The organism is Rhodococcus sp. W8901, assembly GCF_013348805.1.
Classification (GTDB): Bacteria; Actinomycetota; Actinomycetes; order Mycobacteriales; family Mycobacteriaceae; genus Prescottella.
This window is the reverse complement of record NZ_CP054690.1, coordinates 3,535,768-3,553,522: the sequence shown is the minus strand read 5'-3', so window position 1 is coordinate 3,553,522 and position 17,755 is coordinate 3,535,768. Positions and strand designations below refer to the sequence as shown.

The 17,755-nt window shown below is 69.2% G+C and carries 16 protein-coding genes and 3 pseudogenes; 10 read left to right on the top strand and 9 right to left on the bottom strand.

What is annotated here, in order from left to right; all coding sequences use genetic code 11:
* Positions 1–177 precede the first annotated feature (177 nt).
* The 4 genes from HUN07_RS16610 to HUN07_RS16595 all read left to right on the top strand — a co-directional run bounded on the left by HUN07_RS16610 (position 178) and on the right by HUN07_RS16595 (position 6,627).
* Complete coding sequence (locus tag HUN07_RS16610; protein ID WP_174911138.1) at positions 178–1,755, top strand: alpha/beta hydrolase; 1,578 nt, start codon at positions 178–180, stop codon at positions 1,753–1,755.
* A gap of 67 nt (positions 1,756–1,822) precedes the next feature.
* Positions 1,823–3,163 carry a glutamine synthetase family protein gene (locus HUN07_RS16605; RefSeq protein WP_114719221.1) on the top strand — a complete coding sequence of 447 codons (1,341 nt, stop codon included), beginning with the start codon at positions 1,823–1,825 and terminating at the stop codon, positions 3,161–3,163.
* A 102-nt stretch (positions 3,164–3,265) separates the two neighbouring features.
* Complete coding sequence (locus HUN07_RS16600; RefSeq protein WP_114719222.1) at positions 3,266–6,280, top strand: bifunctional [glutamine synthetase] adenylyltransferase/[glutamine synthetase]-adenylyl-L-tyrosine phosphorylase; 3,015 nt, start codon at positions 3,266–3,268, stop codon at positions 6,278–6,280.
* An 8-nt stretch (positions 6,281–6,288) separates the two neighbouring features.
* Complete coding sequence (locus HUN07_RS16595) at positions 6,289–6,627, top strand: hypothetical protein (protein WP_254622564.1); 339 nt, start codon at positions 6,289–6,291, stop codon at positions 6,625–6,627.
* A 189-nt stretch (positions 6,628–6,816) separates the two neighbouring features.
* On the opposite strand, the gene HUN07_RS27070 is transcribed toward HUN07_RS16595, so the two are convergent.
* The gene (locus tag HUN07_RS27070; protein ID WP_254622563.1) at positions 6,817–7,176 is read right to left on the bottom strand and encodes a hypothetical protein; all 360 of its coding nucleotides are present in this window, start codon (positions 7,174–7,176) and stop codon (positions 6,817–6,819) included.
* On the opposite strand from HUN07_RS27070, the gene HUN07_RS27500 reads away from it, so the two are divergent.
* Positions 7,141–7,395, top strand: coding sequence for an RCC1 domain-containing protein (locus tag HUN07_RS27500; protein ID WP_368077019.1), 255 nt, complete (start codon positions 7,141–7,143; stop codon positions 7,393–7,395). The genes HUN07_RS27070 and HUN07_RS27500 overlap by 36 nt on opposite strands.
* Positions 7,396–7,412: 17 nt before the next feature.
* Here HUN07_RS27500 and HUN07_RS16580 read toward each other — a convergent pair.
* The 7 genes and pseudogenes from HUN07_RS16580 to HUN07_RS16555 form a co-directional block, all read right to left on the bottom strand.
* Positions 7,413–8,090, bottom strand: a pseudogene (locus HUN07_RS16580) (hypothetical protein); the annotation flags it as partial.
* A complete protein-coding gene (locus HUN07_RS16575) occupies positions 8,087–8,722 on the bottom strand; it encodes a hypothetical protein (protein WP_174911132.1) in 636 nt (211 codons plus the stop codon). The pseudogene HUN07_RS16580 and the gene HUN07_RS16575, both read right to left, overlap by 4 nt.
* A complete protein-coding gene (locus tag HUN07_RS16570; RefSeq protein WP_174911130.1) occupies positions 8,719–9,342 on the bottom strand; it encodes an AAA family ATPase in 624 nt (207 codons plus the stop codon). Before HUN07_RS16570 ends, HUN07_RS16575 begins: the two co-directional genes overlap by 4 nt.
* A pseudogene (locus tag HUN07_RS16565) lies at positions 9,335–10,240 on the bottom strand (FecCD family ABC transporter permease); the annotation flags it as partial. The pseudogene HUN07_RS16565 and the gene HUN07_RS16570, both read right to left, overlap by 8 nt.
* Positions 10,241–10,462: 222 nt before the next feature.
* Positions 10,463–10,753 (bottom strand): annotated as a pseudogene (locus tag HUN07_RS27065) (ABC transporter substrate-binding protein); the annotation flags it as partial.
* A 66-nt stretch (positions 10,754–10,819) separates the two neighbouring features.
* Complete coding sequence (locus tag HUN07_RS27060; RefSeq protein WP_254622561.1) at positions 10,820–11,017, bottom strand: hypothetical protein; 198 nt, start codon at positions 11,015–11,017, stop codon at positions 10,820–10,822.
* Positions 11,018–11,147: 130 nt separating this feature from the next.
* Complete coding sequence (locus tag HUN07_RS16555) at positions 11,148–12,023, bottom strand: TIGR03619 family F420-dependent LLM class oxidoreductase (protein ID WP_174911128.1); 876 nt, start codon at positions 12,021–12,023, stop codon at positions 11,148–11,150.
* Between the two features lie 272 nt (positions 12,024–12,295).
* On the opposite strand from HUN07_RS16555, the gene HUN07_RS16550 reads away from it, so the two are divergent.
* The gene (locus tag HUN07_RS16550) at positions 12,296–14,002 is read left to right on the top strand and encodes a 3-ketosteroid-delta-1-dehydrogenase (RefSeq protein WP_174911126.1); all 1,707 of its coding nucleotides are present in this window, start codon (positions 12,296–12,298) and stop codon (positions 14,000–14,002) included.
* Between the two features lie 105 nt (positions 14,003–14,107).
* On the opposite strand, the gene HUN07_RS16545 is transcribed toward HUN07_RS16550, so the two are convergent.
* Positions 14,108–14,794 carry a GntR family transcriptional regulator gene (locus HUN07_RS16545; RefSeq protein ID WP_114719227.1) on the bottom strand — a complete coding sequence of 229 codons (687 nt, stop codon included), beginning with the start codon at positions 14,792–14,794 and terminating at the stop codon, positions 14,108–14,110.
* 115 nt (positions 14,795–14,909) lie between these two features.
* Here HUN07_RS16545 and HUN07_RS16540 point away from each other — a divergent pair, with 115 nt between their 5' ends.
* Genes HUN07_RS16540 through HUN07_RS16525 form a run of 4 tightly spaced genes read left to right on the top strand, consistent with a single transcriptional unit; the run spans position 14,910 to position 17,693 of the window.
* Entirely contained in the window at positions 14,910–15,812 is a 903-nt protein-coding gene (locus HUN07_RS16540) for a sulfurtransferase (RefSeq protein ID WP_174911123.1), read from the top strand.
* 60 nt (positions 15,813–15,872) lie between these two features.
* The gene (locus HUN07_RS16535; protein ID WP_174911120.1) at positions 15,873–16,577 is read left to right on the top strand and encodes a hydroxyethylthiazole kinase; all 705 of its coding nucleotides are present in this window, start codon (positions 15,873–15,875) and stop codon (positions 16,575–16,577) included.
* The gene (locus tag HUN07_RS16530; protein WP_174911117.1) at positions 16,574–17,557 is read left to right on the top strand and encodes an LLM class flavin-dependent oxidoreductase; all 984 of its coding nucleotides are present in this window, start codon (positions 16,574–16,576) and stop codon (positions 17,555–17,557) included. The genes HUN07_RS16535 and HUN07_RS16530 overlap by 4 nt, the downstream gene beginning before the upstream one ends.
* On the top strand, positions 17,544–17,693 hold the full coding sequence (locus HUN07_RS16525; RefSeq protein ID WP_174911114.1) for a hypothetical protein: 150 nt from the start codon (positions 17,544–17,546) through the stop codon (positions 17,691–17,693). Before HUN07_RS16530 ends, HUN07_RS16525 begins: the two co-directional genes overlap by 14 nt.
* Positions 17,694–17,755 lie beyond the last annotated feature (62 nt).

Genomic DNA, 17,755 nt, shown 5'->3' with positions numbered 1-17,755 from the left:
CCCGGGTTGGGTGATGACGCCTTCAGTCTGCCACCGCGACCGAGGCCCACGAAGTGCGCTTCCAGTGCAGTTCGTCACATCGGCGGGCGTGCCGTGGGCACGCGCGCAGCGCCGCCGGAATGGGCCTCGGATGCTGTGTTTCCTGGGCGTTCGACGGGGCATGGCACGATCGGAGGTATGCGGACCGGACGTCGAACACTGCTCGTCGCCACGATCGCGGCGGTGACCGTGCTGGCCGTCGGATGCACCACCGAACCGTCGTCCGGGACCGTCTCCGGCACCCCGGTGGCGGCCGAGGCGGGTGAGGCGGGAGCGGGGACCGTTCCACCGGGTCTCGAAGCGTTCTACACGCAGCAGATCCGGTGGGGCTCGTGCGACGGCTTCGCTACCGACGGCGGCGAGCTGAGCCCGACCCTCGAGTGCGCGAAGGTCACCGTGCCCCTCGACTACGACAACCCGGGCGGGGATACCGCGCAGATCGCGATCTCGCGGTCGGCCGCGACGGGCGCGCGCGTGGGCTCGCTGCTGGTCAATCCGGGTGGTCCGGGGGCGTCGGGGCTGAGCACGGCGTCGGTCGCGGACGGCACCGACGTGGCCGAGCGTTTCGATGTCATCGGGTTCGATCCGCGGGGCGTCGGTGCGTCCACTCCGCAGGTCCGGTGCCAGACCCCGCAGGAAACCGACGCCGAGCGGCGCGAGCCGAATGTCGACATGAGTCCGGCGGGCATCGCGCGGACCGAGGACAAGAACCGCACCTACGCGGCGCGCTGTGCCGAACGGTCCGGTGTGCCGCTGCTGGCGCACGTCGGGACCCGCGAGGTGGTCCGCGACATGGACGTCATCCGCTCGGTGCTCGGTGATCCGCAGCTGAACTATCTCGGCTTCTCGTACGGCACCCGGATCGGCACGGCGTACGCCGAGACCTTCCCCGGCAACGTGCGCGCGATGGTGCTCGACGGGGCGCTCGACCCCGAGCAGGATCCGGTCGAGGAAGTGGTGTTGCAGGGCGCGGGCTTCCAGCAGGCGTTCGACGGTTTCGCCGTCGACTGCGCGCGGTCGGCGGACTGCCCGCTGGGATCCGACCCCAGCCGGGTCGACGCCCGGTTCCGGGCGCTGGTCGACCCGCTGGTGGACCGCCCTGCTGCGACGACGGATCCACGAGGGCTGAGCTACGGCGACGCGATCACCGGCGTGCAGCAGGCGCTGTACTCACCGAGCCTGTGGCGGCCGTTGCGCGCCGGGCTGAAGGAACTCTCCGCGGGGCGCGGCGACGAGCTGCTGCTGCTCGCCGACATGTACGAGGGTCGCCTGGACGACGGCAGCTACTCGAACCTCGAGGACGCCTTCAACGCGGTCCGTTGCGTCGACGATCCGCCGGTGACCGACCGCGCGATCGAGGGGGAGGCGGACACGCGGTACCGGCAGGCGGCGCCGTTCCTCGACGACGGTCGCGGCACCGGCAACGCCCCGCTCGATGCGTGCGCGTTCTGGCCGGTGCCGAACACCGGCGCGCCGCACACGATCGATGCGGCGGCACTCCAGGGCCTGCCGACGGTGGTCGTGGTCTCGACCACCGAGGACCCGGCGACGCCCTACCAGGCGGGGGTGAATCTGGCGAAGCAGCTCGGCGGTGCGCTGATCACGTACCGCGGGACCCAGCACACCGCGGTGTTCGACGGCGTCGCCTGCGTCGACGATCCGGTCTCCGCGTACTTCGTCGATCGCACCGTTCCCGATCCGGACCTGACGTGTTGAGCTGGCCGGACGAGACCGATTTCACGATGTAACACAGATTTAACGCGGTTTGCTTAGTCTCGCGGACATGGATCGCCAAAAGGAGTTCGTGCTTCGCACCCTCGAAGAGCGCGATATTCGGTTCGTGCGGTTGTGGTTCACCGACGTGCTCGGGTACCTCAAATCGGTGGCGATCGCCCCCGCGGAGCTGGAGGGTGCCTTCGAGGAAGGCATCGGATTCGACGGCTCGGCGATCGAGGGCTTCTCCCGCGTCTCGGAGGCCGACACCGTCGCCAAGCCGGACGCGTCGACGTTCCAGATCCTGCCATGGGCGCACAAGGACGGCGCTCAGCACTCGGCACGCATGTTCTGCGACATCGCGATGCCCGACGGCACGCCGTCCTGGGCCGACCCGCGGCACGTGCTGCGGCGTCAGCTGAGCAAGGCCAGCGACCTCGGCTTCTCGTGCTACGTGCACCCCGAGATCGAGTTCTTCCTGTTGGAGAACGGGCCGATCGACGGCACCCCGCCGGTACCGGCCGACAGCGGCGGCTACTTCGACCAGGCCGTGCACGATCGCGCGCCGAACTTCCGGCGCCACGCGATCGACGCGCTCGAGTCGATGGGCATCTCGGTGGAGTTCAGCCACCACGAGGCCGCACCCGGCCAGCAGGAGATCGACCTGCGCTACGCCGACGCGCTGTCGATGGCCGACAACGTGATGACGTTCCGCTACGTCGTCAAGGAGGTCGCGATCGACGAGGGCGTCCGGGCGTCGTTCATGCCCAAGCCGTTCGGCGATCAGGCCGGCTCGGCGATGCACACGCACATGAGCCTGTTCGAGGGCGACACCAACGCGTTCCACAACCCGGACGATCCGATGCAGTTGTCGGCGACCGGTAAGGCGTTCATCGCCGGCATCCTCGAGCACGCCAACGAGATCAGTGCCGTCACCAACCAGTGGGTCAACTCCTACAAGCGTCTGGTGCACGGCGGCGAGGCGCCCACCGCGGCCACGTGGGGGCCGTCGAACCGGTCCGCGCTGATCCGTGTCCCGATGTACACGCCCAACAAGGCGTCCTCGCGTCGCGTCGAGATCCGCAGCCCCGACTCCGCGTGCAACCCCTACCTGGCGTTCGCGGTGCTGCTCGCGGCCGGTCTGCGGGGCATCGAGAAGGGCTACGAACTGCCCGCCGAGGCCGAGGACGACGTGTGGTCGCTGACCAACGCCGAGCGACGGGCGATGGGCTACAAGTCGCTGCCGGGGAGCCTCCAGGAAGCACTGCTCGAGATGGAGAAGTCCGAACTCGTGGCGGAGGCGCTGGGCGAGCACGTCTTCGACTTCTTCCTCCGCAACAAGCGCCGGGAGTGGGAGGACTACCGCAGCCAGGTGACGCCGTTCGAATTGAAGGCGTACCTGGGCCTGTAGAACGGCCCACCCGAACCGTACGATCCCCGAAGAGGTGACACGCGTGCCCTGTCCGGTCAGTCCACGTTCCGATCGTGACGACGTCTGGGTCGGGGTGATCCGGTGAAGCCTCCGTACGCCCGTTCGGCGGTGCCCGGTGCGGGTCGGCTGGGCCTGGTCGAGCCGACCGCTCCGGAAGAGCTGAAGGTGCTGGGCTGGTCCAACCTCGACGGGGTGGAGTTGCTGTGGTCGCTGTCGCGGGCCGCGAACGCGGACCTGGCGTTGCGGACGCTGGTACGGCTGCAGGAGAGCCTGGGTGACGGTTGGGCCGAGCTCGACGCGGCGCTGCGCACCGACAAGGGTCTGCGCGGGAGGCTTCTGGGGCTGATCGGCGCGTCCAGTGCGTTCGGCGATCACCTCGTCGCGCACCCGATGTCGTGGAAGCTGCTCGCCGGTGACATGACGCTGCCGTCGAAGGACGAGCTGACCCGGCGCCTGCTGGCGTGTGTCGGCGCGGTGCCCGAGACCGGCCCCAACGCGTCCTCGATGTTCTATCGCGCTGCCGTCACCGGGCCGGAAGCGGTTGCGGCCCTGCGGGATTGTTACCGCGACCAGATGATGGTCCTGGCCGCGGCCGACCTGGCCGCGACGGTGGAGAACGAGCCGGTGGTCCCGTATCAGACTGTGGGACATCAGCTCTCGGACATGGCGGACGCGGCACTGACGGCCGCGCTGTCGGTGGCCGTGGCCGCGGTGTGCCCGGACGAGCCGTGTCCCGTCCGGATCGCGGTGATCGCGATGGGCAAGTGCGGTGCGCGCGAACTGAACTACGTCAGCGACGTCGACGTCGTGTTCGTGGCGGAGCCGTCCAACGCGGTGTCGAGCCGCATCGCCGGCGAGATGATGCGCATCGGATCGTCGGCCTTCTTCGAGGTGGACGCGGCGCTGCGGCCGGAGGGCAAGCGTGGCGAGCTGGTCCGCACGCTCGACTCGCACATCGCCTACTACAAGCGGTGGGCCAAGACGTGGGAGTTCCAGGCGCTGCTCAAGGCCCGGCCCATGACCGGCGACCTCGACCTGGGCCGGCAGTACACCGACGCGCTGGGCCCCATGGTGTGGACGGCGGCCGAGCGTGAGGACTTCGTGCCCGAGGTGCAGGCGATGCGCCGCCGGGTGGAGGAATCGGTGCCGCCGGAGTTGCGCGAGCGGGAGCTCAAGCTGGGCCGTGGCAGCCTCCGCGACGTCGAGTTCGCCGTCCAGCTCCTGCAACTCGTGCACGGCCGCGCCGACGCGTCGCTACGGGTCAAGAGCACCGTCGACGCCCTGACCGCGCTCGCGGCCGGCGGCTACGTCGGACGCGACGACGCCGCGAACCTGACCGCCTCGTACGAGTTCCTGCGACTGCTCGAGCACCGGCTGCAGTTGCAGAAGCTCAAGCGCACGCACACCCTTCCGCCGCCGGAGGACGAGGAGGCGCTGCGCTGGCTCGCCCGCGCCGCGCACATGCGGCCGGACGGCCGCAACGACGCGCTCGGCGTGCTGAACGCCGAGATCAAGCGCAACTCGCACCGGGTGCGGCGGCTGCACGCCAAGCTGTTCTACCGGCCGCTGCTCGAGTCGGTCGCCCGGATCGACAAGGAGGCCCTGCGGCTGAGCCCCGACGCCGCGGTGCGACAGCTGTCGGCCCTCGGCTACTCGGCGCCGGAGAACGCGCTCGGTCACCTCACCGCACTCACCGGCGGAGCCTCCCGCAAGGGGCGCATCCAGGCGCTGCTGTTGCCGACTCTGCTCGAATGGCTCAGCGACACCCCGGATCCCGATGCGGGCCTGTTGGCCTACCGGCGCCTGTCCGACGCGCTCGTGGACGCGACGTGGTTCCTGCGTCTGCTGCGCGACGAGGCGTCGGTGGCCCAGCGACTGATGACGGTGCTCGGCTCGTCCGCCTACATCCCGGACCTGCTGATCAAGGCGCCCGACGTGATCCGGCTGTTCGCGGACGGTCCCTCCGGTCCGCGCCTGCTCGACCCCCGACCCGAGGACGTCGCGCGGGGCATCCTGTCGTCGTCCTCGCGGTACGTCGACCCCGCCCGCGCGGTCGGGGCGGCGCGATCGCTGCGCCGCTACGAACTGGCGCGGATCGCGAGCGCCGACATCCTCGGCATGCTCGACGTCCCGCAGGTGTGTCGGGCGTTGTCGTCGGTGTGGGCGGCGGTGCTCAATGCCTCTCTCGCCGCCGTCATCCGGTCGAGCGAGGCCGAGACCGGTGCGCCCGCGCCCGCGAAGTTCGCCGTGATCGGCATGGGTCGGCTCGGCGGCGGAGAGCTCGGCTACGGCTCGGACGCCGATGTGCTGTTCGTGTGCGAGCCCCGCGAGGGAGTCGACGAGACCCGGGCGGTCAAGTGGGCCAACATCGTCGGTGACCGCGTCCGGACCCTGCTCGGCGCGCCCAGCACCGATCCGCCGCTCGAGGTGGACATCGGACTGCGGCCGGAGGGGCGCAGCGGACCGCTGGTGCGGACCCTGACGTCGTACGAGGCGTACTACGCGCAGTGGGCCCAGGCGTGGGAGGTCCAGGCGCTGCTGCGGGCCCACGCCGTCGCGGGTGACGCCGATCTGGGTCTGCGATTCCTGCACATGATCGACAAGACCCGCTACCCGGAGGGCGGCGTCTCCGAGCAAGCGGTGCGCGAGATCCGTCGGATCAAGGCCCGCGTCGACTCCGAGCGACTTCCACGCGGTGCCGACCCGGCCACGCACACCAAGCTCGGCCGCGGCGGTCTCGCCGACATCGAATGGACGGTGCAGCTGATCCAGTTGCGGCACGCCCACGAGATCCCGTCACTGCACAACACGTCGACCCTCGAGACGCTCGATGCGATCGGCGGGGCGGAGCTGTTGAGCGAGACCGACATCGAGCTGCTGCGCGATGCGTGGCTCACCGCGACCAAGGCGCGCAACGCGCTGGTGCTGGTGCGCGGCAAGCCGACCGACCAGCTCCCCGGGCCGGGCAAGATCCTCGCGGCGGTCGCGCAGGTCGCCGGCTGGCCGGGCGGCGACGCGAACGAGTTCCTCGACAACTACCTCCGCGTCACCCGCCGGGCAAAGGCCGTGGTGCAGCGCGTGTTCGGAGGCGAGTAGTGGCGGCCGTGGCTCGACTGGAGGTGGCCGAGCTGGGCACGCCGATCACCGTCTCGTTCGACGACCTGATAAAGTACCACGGCCCGAACGCACCGGGCGGCGTCGCGCACGCCTTCAAGGTGCTCGAGCGGGCGCTGCCGCTGCTCGATCCCGAGGGGCCGGCTGAGCGCCGCGAGGTCGAGATCGCCACCGCGCACGGGGGCCGGGTGTTCGGGACGCGTTCGAGATGGTCACGCGGGCCGTCACGGGTGGCCGGTACGGACGAGGCGCGCCTGGTCGTGCTCGAGCACGAGATGACCGATCGGTTGCTCGCGGCGTCGGCCACCGAGGTCTACGACGTCGACTGACACACCGGCGTGACGGCTGAAGGGACCCCTCGGCGCCTGTCAGCGCTCGAGGGGTCCCTTCACCCGGGCGCGGGCTCAGTTGCCGAAAAGACTTCCCAGCGAACCGGTTCCGGGCTCCCCGGGGCCCTCGCCGCCGGGGGCGAGGGTTCGGACCGCGAGGGAGAAGTCCTCACCCGCGGCCACGGACAGCTACCGGGTGCCCTCCGGTGCCGGCGGGAACAGCAACTGTCCCTCCGTGCTCTTGCCGAACGCGAGGACCTGACCGTCGGAACGTAGTGCCACCGAGTGGTTCATTCCGGCGACGGCGGCGGTGACGGTCACGCCTTCCGGCAACGCCGGGACGATGGTCTGCAGGTAGTTGTCGCCGCGCCCGATCGCGACGATCCTGCCGTCGGATCGCAGGAGCAGCGAGTGTCCACCGCCGACCGCGATGTCGGTGTAGACCTGACCTCCGGCGGACAGGTCGTCGGATGGGGTTCCAGCGGAAGTTCGCAGTTCGCCTTCCCGTCGGGAGTGACCTACACGGCGATCTCGGCGGGCACCTACCACTCGGTGGCGCTGACCTCGACGGGGCAAATCGTGGCGGTCGGCCAGAACGACAAGGGCCAGTTGGACCTTCCCGCACCGCCGGAAGGTCGGGTCTACACCGCCATCGCGGCAGGCGGTCACCGCACGGTCGCGATCCACTGTCCGATCTCGGAGGGCCCCGGTACCGGGTCGCTCGGATCGCTCGCGGGACTCGGCCTGCCACTGGGATCGGTGGGCTGATGCACACTTCCTGACCAGGACCCGGTGTTGTCCAGCCAGCGCAGCAGCGCGTAGAGGAAGCGCGTGGACCCCGGCATGAAGTTGTTGCCGTGGTGGTACGTCGGGTCGAGTGTGGTCGCGATGATCCGGCCCGGCGTGGTGACGGTGTCCTCGAACAGCATCATCCCGGCGTCGTGGAGGTCGCCGTTCTCGTCGGGCTCCTCCGACACCAGCAGCGGCACGACGTCGGCGTCGGTGTGCAGCAGGCCGTGGTGGTGCCAGATCGCCGATTTGGTCGAAAGGTATTCCCACGCCTCGTGTTCGGGGCTACGGGTGCGGATCAACGGATCCTCGCCCTCGAGCCACCACCAGAAGTTGGTGGGCCGCGCCGTCCACGACATGCCGGGCAACCACGTGTGCGCGGCGTTCTCACCCAGCACCACGAGCGTGCCGCCACGCTGCGCGACCGCGAGGATCTGCGCGGTGTGCCTGCGAAGCAGTTCGGGGTGCAGACGGTCGGCAAGGATGACGGTGTCGAACGCGTCGAGGTCGCCGTCGGTCAGACCCGCGAGATACAGGAACTCGGGCTGGTGCGCGATCACCGCCGGATCCTTCAGCGTCTGCAGGTGGAAGTGGGATCCGCCGTGCACGAGTGCGAGCCGGCGGCGCGAGCGGGGTGCGCGGTCGGTGCGGGCGAACGGTTCGATGGTGGTCATGCCTGTGCCTCCTGCTGGCCGAGCCACGTCAGCAGCTGCGGGAAGATGCGCGCGGAGGTGTTCGGATCCTCCTGGTAGACAGCGAGATCGATGCCGCCGTGGACCAGCACCTGGCCCGTTCCGAGTGGGTAGACGTAGTCGACGGGCAGCGCGTGCCGGCCGATGCGGTTGGTGACCACGGCGCCGTGGGGCAGCTTCTGGCTGTAGCCGCGGCCGTAGAAGCCGGAGACGCCCCGCCGGAAGCTGACGTCGGCGGGATCGACGCCGTCCCACACGGGGTGCGGGTCGCCGGCGGTGATCGCCAGATCCTTGGGGCCCGAGTACTGCAGCTTGCGCCACTGGCCGAGGCCGGGCAGGAAGTCGGTGAGCGGGTGGCCCATGATCGCGATGCGGCCACCGGCGGTGACGAAGTCGGTGAGCACGCCGCGGCGCCGCTCGAGGAATATCTGGTCGCAGTTGCCGTTGATCAGGAGACCGTGCACGCCGGCGAGGTCCAAGGTGTCGAGGTCGTAGAGGTCGACCGGCCGGACCAGCCGGGCGGCGGTGGTGCCGCCCGACATGCCGGTGTTCGAACCCATCACCAGATGCAGGACGGGTGAAAGGGACTGCGGCGCAGCCGAATCGAGTGTCATCGAGGTACTTTCCCAAGTGTGGCCGGTTCCCCGGCCGTGAAATTGTCGTAGCGGGTGTAGAGAACGGTGCGCGGGGCGCCGCGGTCGTCGACGGTGGCACTGACCACCTCGATGCCGTACAGCTCGGTGAGCATGCCGTCGGTGACCAGTTCGGTGACAGGGCCCAGCCGGATGTCCTCGGGTGCTCGCATCACGATGGCATTGCCGCCCAGGTGAAGGGCATGGTCCGGATGGTGCGTCGTGAGGAGGATTCCCATGCCGTCGGCCGCGAGGTCGCGCAGCAGTTCCAGCACCCGGGCCTGATTGCGCAGGTCCAGCGCCGAGACAGGCTCGTCGAGGATCATGAACGTGGCGTCCGACGCCAGCGCCGAGTAAGCGAAGCTCGACAGGCTCGCCTGCGGGACGTACCCGATCGCATTGTCGCGCTCGACGTGCCCTTCGCGCAGCGGCGTCAGCCCGGCGATGCAGCGCAGCAGCGTCGTCTTGCCTTGGCCGTTGGGGCCCAGGATGGAGGTGATGCCGCCCTCGACCCGCAGGTTCGCGTGGCGGAACACCCAGTCGCGGCGGGGATAGTGGAAACCGCCGTCCCGCATTTCGAGGCCGCCATGAACCTCAAGCATCGATGAAGGCCTGTCTACGCGAATTCTGAAGCAGCAGAACGAACACCGGCGCACCGATGATCGCGGTCAGGATGCCGAGCGGGATCTCCCCGGAAGTGACGGTGCGCGAGAGCGTGTCGATGATCGTCAGATAGGCGGCGCCGAGAACGAACGTCGTCGGCATCGAGATCCGGTGATCGGGGCCCACCCACAGTCGGGCGATGTGCGGAACCACCAGGCCCACCCAGCCGATCACGCCGGACACCGCGACGGCGCCGGCTGTCATGAGTGCGACCATCATCAGCAGCACCGCGCGCAGCTGTCCCGGGTTCACCCCGAGCGAGGCGGCGTCGTCGTCGCCGAGGGAGAGGATGTTGATCCGCCACCGCAGGATCAGCGCGGCGCCCAGCAGGATCGGCACGGCCGCGACCGCGACCTTCGCCATGTCGGCAGTCGCGAGAGACCCCATGAGCCAGAACACGATCGACGGCAGCGTCGAATACGGGTCGGCGATGTACGTGATGAACGAGACCAGCGCCGAGAAGAACGCGCTCGTTACCACGCCGCCGAGGACGATCATCAGGATCGCGCCGCCGGACCGGCTGCGCCCGATCAGCAGCACCATGCCGAGGGCCACGAGGCCGAACAGGAACGCGCCGCCGACGAGGAACGTCGAGCCGAGGCCGAGCATGACTGCCAACACGCCACCGAACGACGCACCGGACGAGACGCCGAGGATCTGCGGGCTCACCAACGGGTTCCGGAACGCGGCCTGCAGCGCGGCGCCGCCGAGCGCGAGACCGCCACCGACGAGCATGCCGAGCAACACGCGCGGAAGCCGCACGCCGAGAACGACGTTCGCCTCGGCATCCGTCCACGTGCGGGGGAGCGTGACCGCCTCGTTGATCAGGATCCGGTCGATGTCGGCGTCGGTCACGTCGTACGCGTACAGCGTGCGGTACGTCTCCCGGATGCGCTCGCGCAGTTCGTGGTCGACGTCGGGGAAGAAGACCGAGTTGACCCACAGCCACATCAGGTTGGCCTCGTTGGACGGCGGATCCCACGAGAAGCCGCCGATCGGGGCCTTGTAGACGCGCTTGTTCTTCACCGCGGACAGCGAGGCCCACTTGGGGTCGGCGTAGACGTCGGCCGGGGTGGTGGGCTCGAAGTTGCCGAGGATCAGCACCTCCGGGTCCCAACCCAGAACCTGTTCGCGGGTGACGGCGAAACTCGATCCGCTGCCCGCGCCCGATGCGACGTTCTTGCCGCCGGCCAGCTTGATCCAGAAGTCCATGTAGCTGTTGTCGGCACCGACCTTGATCTCGGGCGCGTTGTAGAGGTACATCGCGCGCGGGGCGGCCGAGGCGTGGGACGCGGCGGTCTTCTCGACCATCGCGCGGTCGCCGGCTATCTTGGCGAGAACCGCGTCCACCTCGGACTTCTTGCCGAGCAGTTTGCCGAAGATCGTGATCCAGGCTTCGAGGTCCTCCTGCGTGCCTTACTCGAGCAGGATCACCTTCAGGCCGGCGTTGCGCAGCGGCGCGACGATGTCGTCACCCTTGTCGCCCCACTGGATCACGACGTCCGGGTTCAGGCTCAGGATGTGCTCGACGTTCGGGACGAAGTCGTTGCCCGCGACCACCGGGGTGTCGAGGAACTGCGGGAACATCGTGCCCAGCATGCCTTTCGACGCCATCGAGATCGCGACCTGGTTGACACGACGTTGCGGGCGGTGGACCGGTTACCTAGTCGGGTGGCCGGGGTTCGGTAGTGGCCGTGCACGGGCATCGCGAGCCGGCCTCCACGGCCCGCGATGCCCGCCGTGGTCAGGACATCCTGGCGATCACCGATTCCGCGTAGCGCTCCAGGTTCGCGATCTTCCGATCCAGCGGCTCGGCGTCGGGCGCGACCTCGTAGGAGTTGCGGAAGCCCACGATTACGTCGGTGACGCCCTTGTCCTCGAGTCGTCGGACTCCGTCCACGGTGAAGGCGTCCGCCGAGGCGACGTGGATTTCGAACGGTGTCTCCGCCTTGCCCTCCGCGACGCGGATCTTCTGCAGCTTCTCCAGCATCCGATCGAGTTCGGCGGGGTCGCCGCCGGCGTGCGTCCAGCCGTCCCCGCGCACCACGGCCCGGCGCAGTGCTGCGTCGCTGTGCCCACCGATCAGGATCGGGACGGGTTGGGTGGGAACCGGATTGAGCTTGATCGACGGCACGTCGTAGATCTCACCGTGGTACTCGAAGTAGCCGCCGCCGGTGAGTCCCCGCACGATGTCGATCGCCTCGTCCGTGCGCTTGCCGCGTCGCTCCCACGGCACCCCCATCACCTGGAAGTCCTCGGGCCACGGGCTCACCCCGACGCCGAGCCGCAGCCGGTTGTTCGTCATGTATGCCACCGAGGCGGCCTGCTTGGCGACGAGCACCGGTGGGCGGATGGGGAGCTTGAGCACGAAGGTCGTGAACCGCAGCGTGCTCGTCGCCGCGCCCAGGGCCATGGCGAGGATCATCGCCTCCACGAACGGCTTGTTCTCGAGGAACTCGCGGTTCCCGTCGGGCGTATACGGGTAGACCGAATCCGAATCTTCCGGGTAGCAGATGCTGTCCGCAACTGTCATGGAGTCGAAGCCGACGCGTTCGGCGGCCTGCGCCAGCGGCACGTAGAAGGCGGGGTCGGTCATGGCCTCTGCGTAGGTGAATCGCACGGTGGTGTTCCTTCGGTCGAGTGGCGGTCGGCGAACCGACGCGACGGGGCAACGGATGTGGACCACGGCCGGGGGGGCCGACCGAGCCTGTGGCCGACACTCCGCCCACCCATTCTGGAGTGGGGAAGATCACATGTCAGGAGCTGTCCCGCTGCGTGGGAGGGTCCCCGCCGGAACCCGGACCGCCGCGACATCCCAGCGGATGGGATTGCAGGTTTCGGTGCGCGGCGGACCTTCCTAGCCTCCACACCAGAACTAGGCGAAGGAGCACTATGACCACCCGTCCCGCACCGACCCCTACCCCCGCACGCGACATCACCGTCGACCTACTCGTCGTCGGGGCCGGCACCGGCATGGCCGCCGCCCTGACCGCGAACGAGTTGGGGCTGTCCACGCTCATCGTCGAGAAGACGAAGTACGTGGGCGGATCGACGGCCCGCTCGGGCGGTGCCTTCTGGCTGCCCGACAACCCGATCCTGCGTGAAGCGGGCGCCGGAGACTCTCGCGAGCGGGCGGAAACCTACGTGCGTTCCGTCGTCGGCGGCACAGCGCCCGCCGAACGCGGCACCGCCTTCGTCGAGAATTCTTCTGCCACGGTCGAATTGCTGCAGCGCACGACGCCGATGAAGTTCTTCTGGGCCGAGGGCTACTCGGATTACCACCCCGAGCTGCCGGGCGGATCGGCGATCGGTCGCACCTGTGAGTGCCGCCCGTTCGACGCCTCGGTCCTCGGGGCGGAGCGGCCGCGTCTGCGCCCGGGCCTGATGGAAGCGCCTATGCCGATGCCCACCACCGGCGCCGACTACAAGTGGATGAACCTCATGGCGCGGGTGCCCACCAAGGGCATCCCGCGTGTCGTCAAGCGTCTCGCCCAGGGAGTCGGTGGCCTCGCGCTGCGCCGCGAGTACATGGCCGGTGGACAGGCGTTGGCTGCGGGTCTGTTCGCAGGCGTGGTGCGCGCGGGCATTCCCGTCTGGACCGAGACCGAGCTGGTGCGTCTGGTCACGGAGGGCGATCGGGTCACGGGCGCCGTCGTCGCGCAGGGCGGCCGCGAGGTCACCGTCACCGCGCGCCGGGGCGTGGTGCTCGCGGCCGGCGGGTTCGACCACGACATGGCGATGCGGCACAAGTACCAGTCCGAGCAGCTCGGTGATCACGAGAGCCTCGGTGCGGAAGGTAATACCGGTGACGCGATCCGGCTCGCGCAGGAGGTCGGTGCCACCACCGGTCTGATGGATCAGGCGTGGTGGTTCCCCGCCGTGGCGGCCCTGCCCGGTCGCCCGCCGACCGTGATGCTCGCCGAGCGTTCGCTGCCCGGGTCGTTCATCGTCGATCAGACCGGTCGCCGGTTCATCAACGAGTCCATCGACTACATGTCCTACGGGCAGAAGGTTCTCGAGCGCGAGCGCGCCGGTGACCCGGTGGAGTCGATGTGGATCGTGTTCGACCAGAAGTACCGCAACAGCTACATTTTCGCGGCCGGACTGTTCCCGCGTCAGCCGCTTCCGGAGTCGTGGTACAAGGCCGGCATCGCCCACCAGGCGTCCGATGCGGCCGAACTGGCCCGCAAGGTCGGCCTTCCCGAGCAGGCGTTCGCGGAGACGTTCCGAAAGTTCAACGAGGACGCGGCAACCGGAACCGACAGCGAGTTCCGGCGGGGCCAGAGCGCCTACGACCGCTACTACGGCGACCCCACCCAGCAGCCGAACCCCAACCTGCGGGCGCTGACGGGCGGATCGCTCTACGCGGTGAAGATGACGCTCAGCGATCTCGGCACGTGCGGCGGTGTCCAGGCCGACGAGCGGGCGCGCGTCGTGCGCGAGGACGGCAGCCCGGTCGAGGGCCTGTATGCCATCGGCAACACCGCGGCCAACGCGTTCGGCCACACCTACCCCGGGGCGGGGGCAACGATCGGGCAGGGTCTCGTGTTCGGCTACATCGCCGCACGCGACGCCGCCGAGCGGTCGCCGCAGTCCTGACCCAGCACCACCCCTTCTGAAGCGTCGGAGCTGCATACGGCGGGAGACTCCCGCCGTATGCGGCTCCGCGGCGTTTTCGGCGTCAGCAGGCTGACACAGCGGTTCTCAGCCGTTCGCGAACAGGCGGATCCGCTGCTCGCGGCTGCGCTCGAGGTGCGTCCGCATGTGTTCGCGGGCCGCCCGCTCGTCGCGGGCTCGGATCGCCTCGAGGATGAGGTTGTGCTCGGTGTTGAGGAGGTCGGGCTCGCCGTAGTTCGACGGCGGGCCGCTGTCGTAGATCCGCAACTGGGTCGTGAGGCGGATCAGCAGCGACGTGATTGTCGTGTTGTGGGCTGCCTGCCACAGTGCCTCGTGGAACCGGAAGTTTCCGCTCCGTACCTGCACGTCGTCGGCGGCGTGGCAGCAGGAATCGTGCAGTCGTTCCAGTCTCGCCATGTCGAGGTCCGTGTGTCGCAGGGCGGCGGCGCCGGCCGCCTCGGACTCGAGTGCGACCCGTGCGGCGTAGATCTCGATCACATCCTCGGGCGTTCCGGAGCGGACCCGGAACCCGCGCGCGGCGCGTTCGAGCAGCCCGTCGTGGGCGAGCCAGTTGAGCGCCTCCCGGATGGGGGTGCGGGAGGCGCCGTAGGACTCGACGAGTTGCGTCTCGTGCAGTGCCGCGCCCTGCGGAAACTTGCCGTCGAGGATGTCTGCGCGCAGGCGTAGGTACTGCTTGGACGTCTGATCGGAGCGGCCGGAGGCGTCGCCGGGTGTGAGCGGGCCAAGATCCGTCAGTTCGTCCCCGTGCGTCATCGATGCCCCATCTGTCGTGTCTCTTTCCGGACCCGATGATTATGCCACCGACGACGTCTGAATACTTGCGTATACGCAAGTCGTCATTTACGTTCGTGTACGTCGTCGTCGAAGGATGTGGAAGTTGCGTAGCGCTGAGTGGCCCCTGGTTCAGACGGAGGAACTCGCCTCCGAGCTCGGGGGTGCGGTCCGGCCCGTCGTTCTCGACGTGACGCTCCAACTCGCGCCGGCCAGATTCGACGGTGACTACCGTCCGGAGTCCGGTGCCGGACTGTGGCGTGACGCCCACGTGCCGGGGTCGCGGCACATCGACCTGCTCACCAGTTTCTCCGACACCGCCAAGGAGTTGCACTTCAGCCGGCCGCCGGTGAGGCAGCTTGCGGAAGAGCTTGCGCAGCTGGGCATCTCGTGGGACTCCGACGTCGTCGTCTACGACCAGGGGTCGATGACGTGGGCATCGCGGTTCTGGTGGCTGCTGCGCAGCGTCGGCATCCACGCCCGCGTCCTCGACGGCGGACTCGCCCGGTGGCGTGCGTCGGGCCTGCCCGTCGAGTCCGGCGACGAGGTCCCGGCGCTTCTGCCGGTCGACGCCACCTCGGACGTCGAGTACCTGCCGCGGTGGGTGGACCGAGACGACGTGGCCGCGATCAGCGACGGCACGGCGCCCGGCACGCTGGTCTGCGCGCTGGCCCCGGGTCAGTTCTCCGGCGCCGAGAAGACCCGCTACTCGCGTCGCGGCCACATCCCCGGAAGCCGGAACCTGTCGGCGAAGAGCCTGCTCGACGAGACCGGCCGGATGCGTGACGTGGAAGAGGTGCGTGCCCTCGCATCCGGCGCGCTGGCCGGCGCCGTCGACCCGGTGGTCGTGTACTGCGGCGGCGGTATCTCCGCGTGCCTGTCGGCGCTCGGCCTGGTGCTGGCCGGGTACGACGACATCAAGATCTACGACGGCTCCCTCGAGGAGTGGACTGCGGATCCGGCGCCGCCACTCGTGACCCTTCCCGGCGGTGATCAGTGACCCGATGTCGTAGGTCCTGATCCGCGTTCGCCCGAATCACGCCCTCCCCAAGGTCTTTTCATGACCGAAGCTGTCACCGGCGGCCGCCTCGCCGATGCCCTGGACGCGTTGCGCGCCCAGGTGCCCCTCGTCCACTCGCTCACCAACATCGTGTCCGCGAACTTCCTCACCAACGTCGTGCTCGCGGCCGGCGCCAGCAACGCCCACGGCGTCGGCGGGCTGCCGTGGCGCAGTGGACTGGCCGTCGACCTGCTGAAGCATCGGCCGACCGCCATCCGCGGCAACGCGTCCGAGATCATCGCGCTGGCCGGCTTCGGTGGCGACACCCGGGGTGTCGACAGCTCCGACGACCCGGCTACCGCGGTTCCCGCTGCCGTCGCGCTGCTCGCCCATGCCGACGCGGTCTCGGCGTCCGGTCCGGTGGACCACCTCGTCGGACGTGACGTCGACGGCAACGTGGTCGGTGTCCGCATCGGTGGTGGCAGCGACATGCTGCCGCGGGTGACCTCCACCGGGTGCTCGCTCGGCGGACTCGTGGCGGCCTACCTGGCGGTTGCACCGACACCGCTGATCGGGCTCGCTGCCGCGCATGCCCACGTCGCGGTCGCGTCCGAGATCGCGCAGGAGACGTCGTCGGGTCCCGGCTCGTTCGCCGTCGCGTACCTCGACGCCCTGTACACCGTCGATGCCGCAACCCTCGCCGGGCGCGCCCGCATCGAGACGATCGACCCGACCGTACTCGCCGTGGAGGCTGGAAACCGATGAGCGTCAAGACTTTCTGGTACCTCACGCAGGCAGACGGTGACTATCCGTGGACGCCGGGCGGGCTGTTCCCGGTCGACGGGCAGCGTCAGATCGAACTCGCGAAGACCATCGACGACGGTGGTTTCGACGGCGCACTCGTCGCGACGTGGCCCAACGATCCGTTCGTGTCGGCGACGTGGGCGGCCTCGCACACCTCGCGGATGAAGTTCCTCGTCGCGGTGTACGCGAACATGATCCCGGCCCGGCTGCTCGCCGAGAAGGCGCTCACCTTCGACGCGTTCAGCGGCGGTCGGTTGATGATCAACTCGGTCAACGGTCGCGACAACATCCTCACCAAGTACGACATGAACGTCGAACACGACCGGCGTTACGAGTTGGGGGAGCAGTACTGGGCGGACTTCCGTCGGTACTACCGGGAGGGCACCGAGTCGAACTTCCCGAACACGCCGCTGCGCATCGACCCGCTCGCCGACCGCGAGGTGCCGCTGTGGGGCACCGGTGATTCGCCTGCGGGACTGGAGAACTCGGGCAAGGTGCTCGATGCGTACCTCGCGATGCTGCGCGAGACGTCGTTCATCGAGGACAAGTTCGACGGTGCCCGCAAGGCGGCGGCCGCGGCCGGTCGCGAGTTCACCGACTTCGGCGCGCTGTCCGGTGTCATCGTCCGCCCGAGCCGAGCCGAGCCGAGACGAGGCGATCGAGCGCTTCCGATCGCTGTTCGAGAAGGCCGGCATCGACCAGATCAGCGACATCCTGGACAAGGCGGTGCGCAGGCGCACGGGCGGCGAACAGGACCTGCGCACTTTCATCGCGCGGGACGCCCAGCGGCAGGGCTGGGTCGACACCATCGTCGCCGGCAAGATCCCCGAACCCGACGACCTGTACCTCGGCGACGGCCTGTACGCGGGTATCACCGCGTGGTCACCGCTGGACATCTTCGCGACCGGGTCGTCCGCTGTGTACTACGTGGGCGCGCCTGACGAGATCACCGGCCACGTCCGGACCTTGCGTGAGCGCACCGGGCTGATCGGCCTGATCCTCGCGGGCTGGCCGCTGATCGACGAGGCGAAGCACGTGTCCGAGCACCTGATTCCGCGGTTCGCCGAGATCGACTGATCGATCCACACGTACGGGAGGCCGCGCGGCGCGTGGCCTCCCGTCGTCGTTGACGCGGTCGG

Bases quoted from the DNA above. Each gene is read 5' to 3' on its own strand.
- HUN07_RS16610 (WP_174911138.1), top strand. From the start codon at position 178: ATGCGGACCGGACGTCGAACACTGCTCGTCGCCACGATCGCGGCGGTG.
- HUN07_RS16605 (WP_114719221.1), top strand. From the start codon at position 1,823: ATGGATCGCCAAAAGGAGTTCGTGCTTCGCACCCTCGAAGAGCGCGAT.
- HUN07_RS16575 (WP_174911132.1), bottom strand. From the start codon at position 8,722: ATGACACTCGATTCGGCTGCGCCGCAGTCCCTTTCACCCGTCCTGCAT.
- HUN07_RS16570 (WP_174911130.1), bottom strand. From the start codon at position 9,342: ATGCTTGAGGTTCATGGCGGCCTCGAAATGCGGGACGGCGGTTTCCAC.
- HUN07_RS27060 (WP_254622561.1), bottom strand. From the start codon at position 11,017: ATGGCGTCGAAAGGCATGCTGGGCACGATGTTCCCGCAGTTCCTCGAC.
- HUN07_RS16550 (WP_174911126.1), top strand. From the start codon at position 12,296: ATGACCACCCGTCCCGCACCGACCCCTACCCCCGCACGCGACATCACC.
- HUN07_RS16545 (WP_114719227.1), bottom strand. From the start codon at position 14,794: ATGACGCACGGGGACGAACTGACGGATCTTGGCCCGCTCACACCCGGC.
- HUN07_RS16540 (WP_174911123.1), top strand. From the start codon at position 14,910: ATGTGGAAGTTGCGTAGCGCTGAGTGGCCCCTGGTTCAGACGGAGGAA.
- HUN07_RS16535 (WP_174911120.1), top strand. From the start codon at position 15,873: ATGACCGAAGCTGTCACCGGCGGCCGCCTCGCCGATGCCCTGGACGCG.
- HUN07_RS16530 (WP_174911117.1), top strand. From the start codon at position 16,574: ATGAGCGTCAAGACTTTCTGGTACCTCACGCAGGCAGACGGTGACTAT.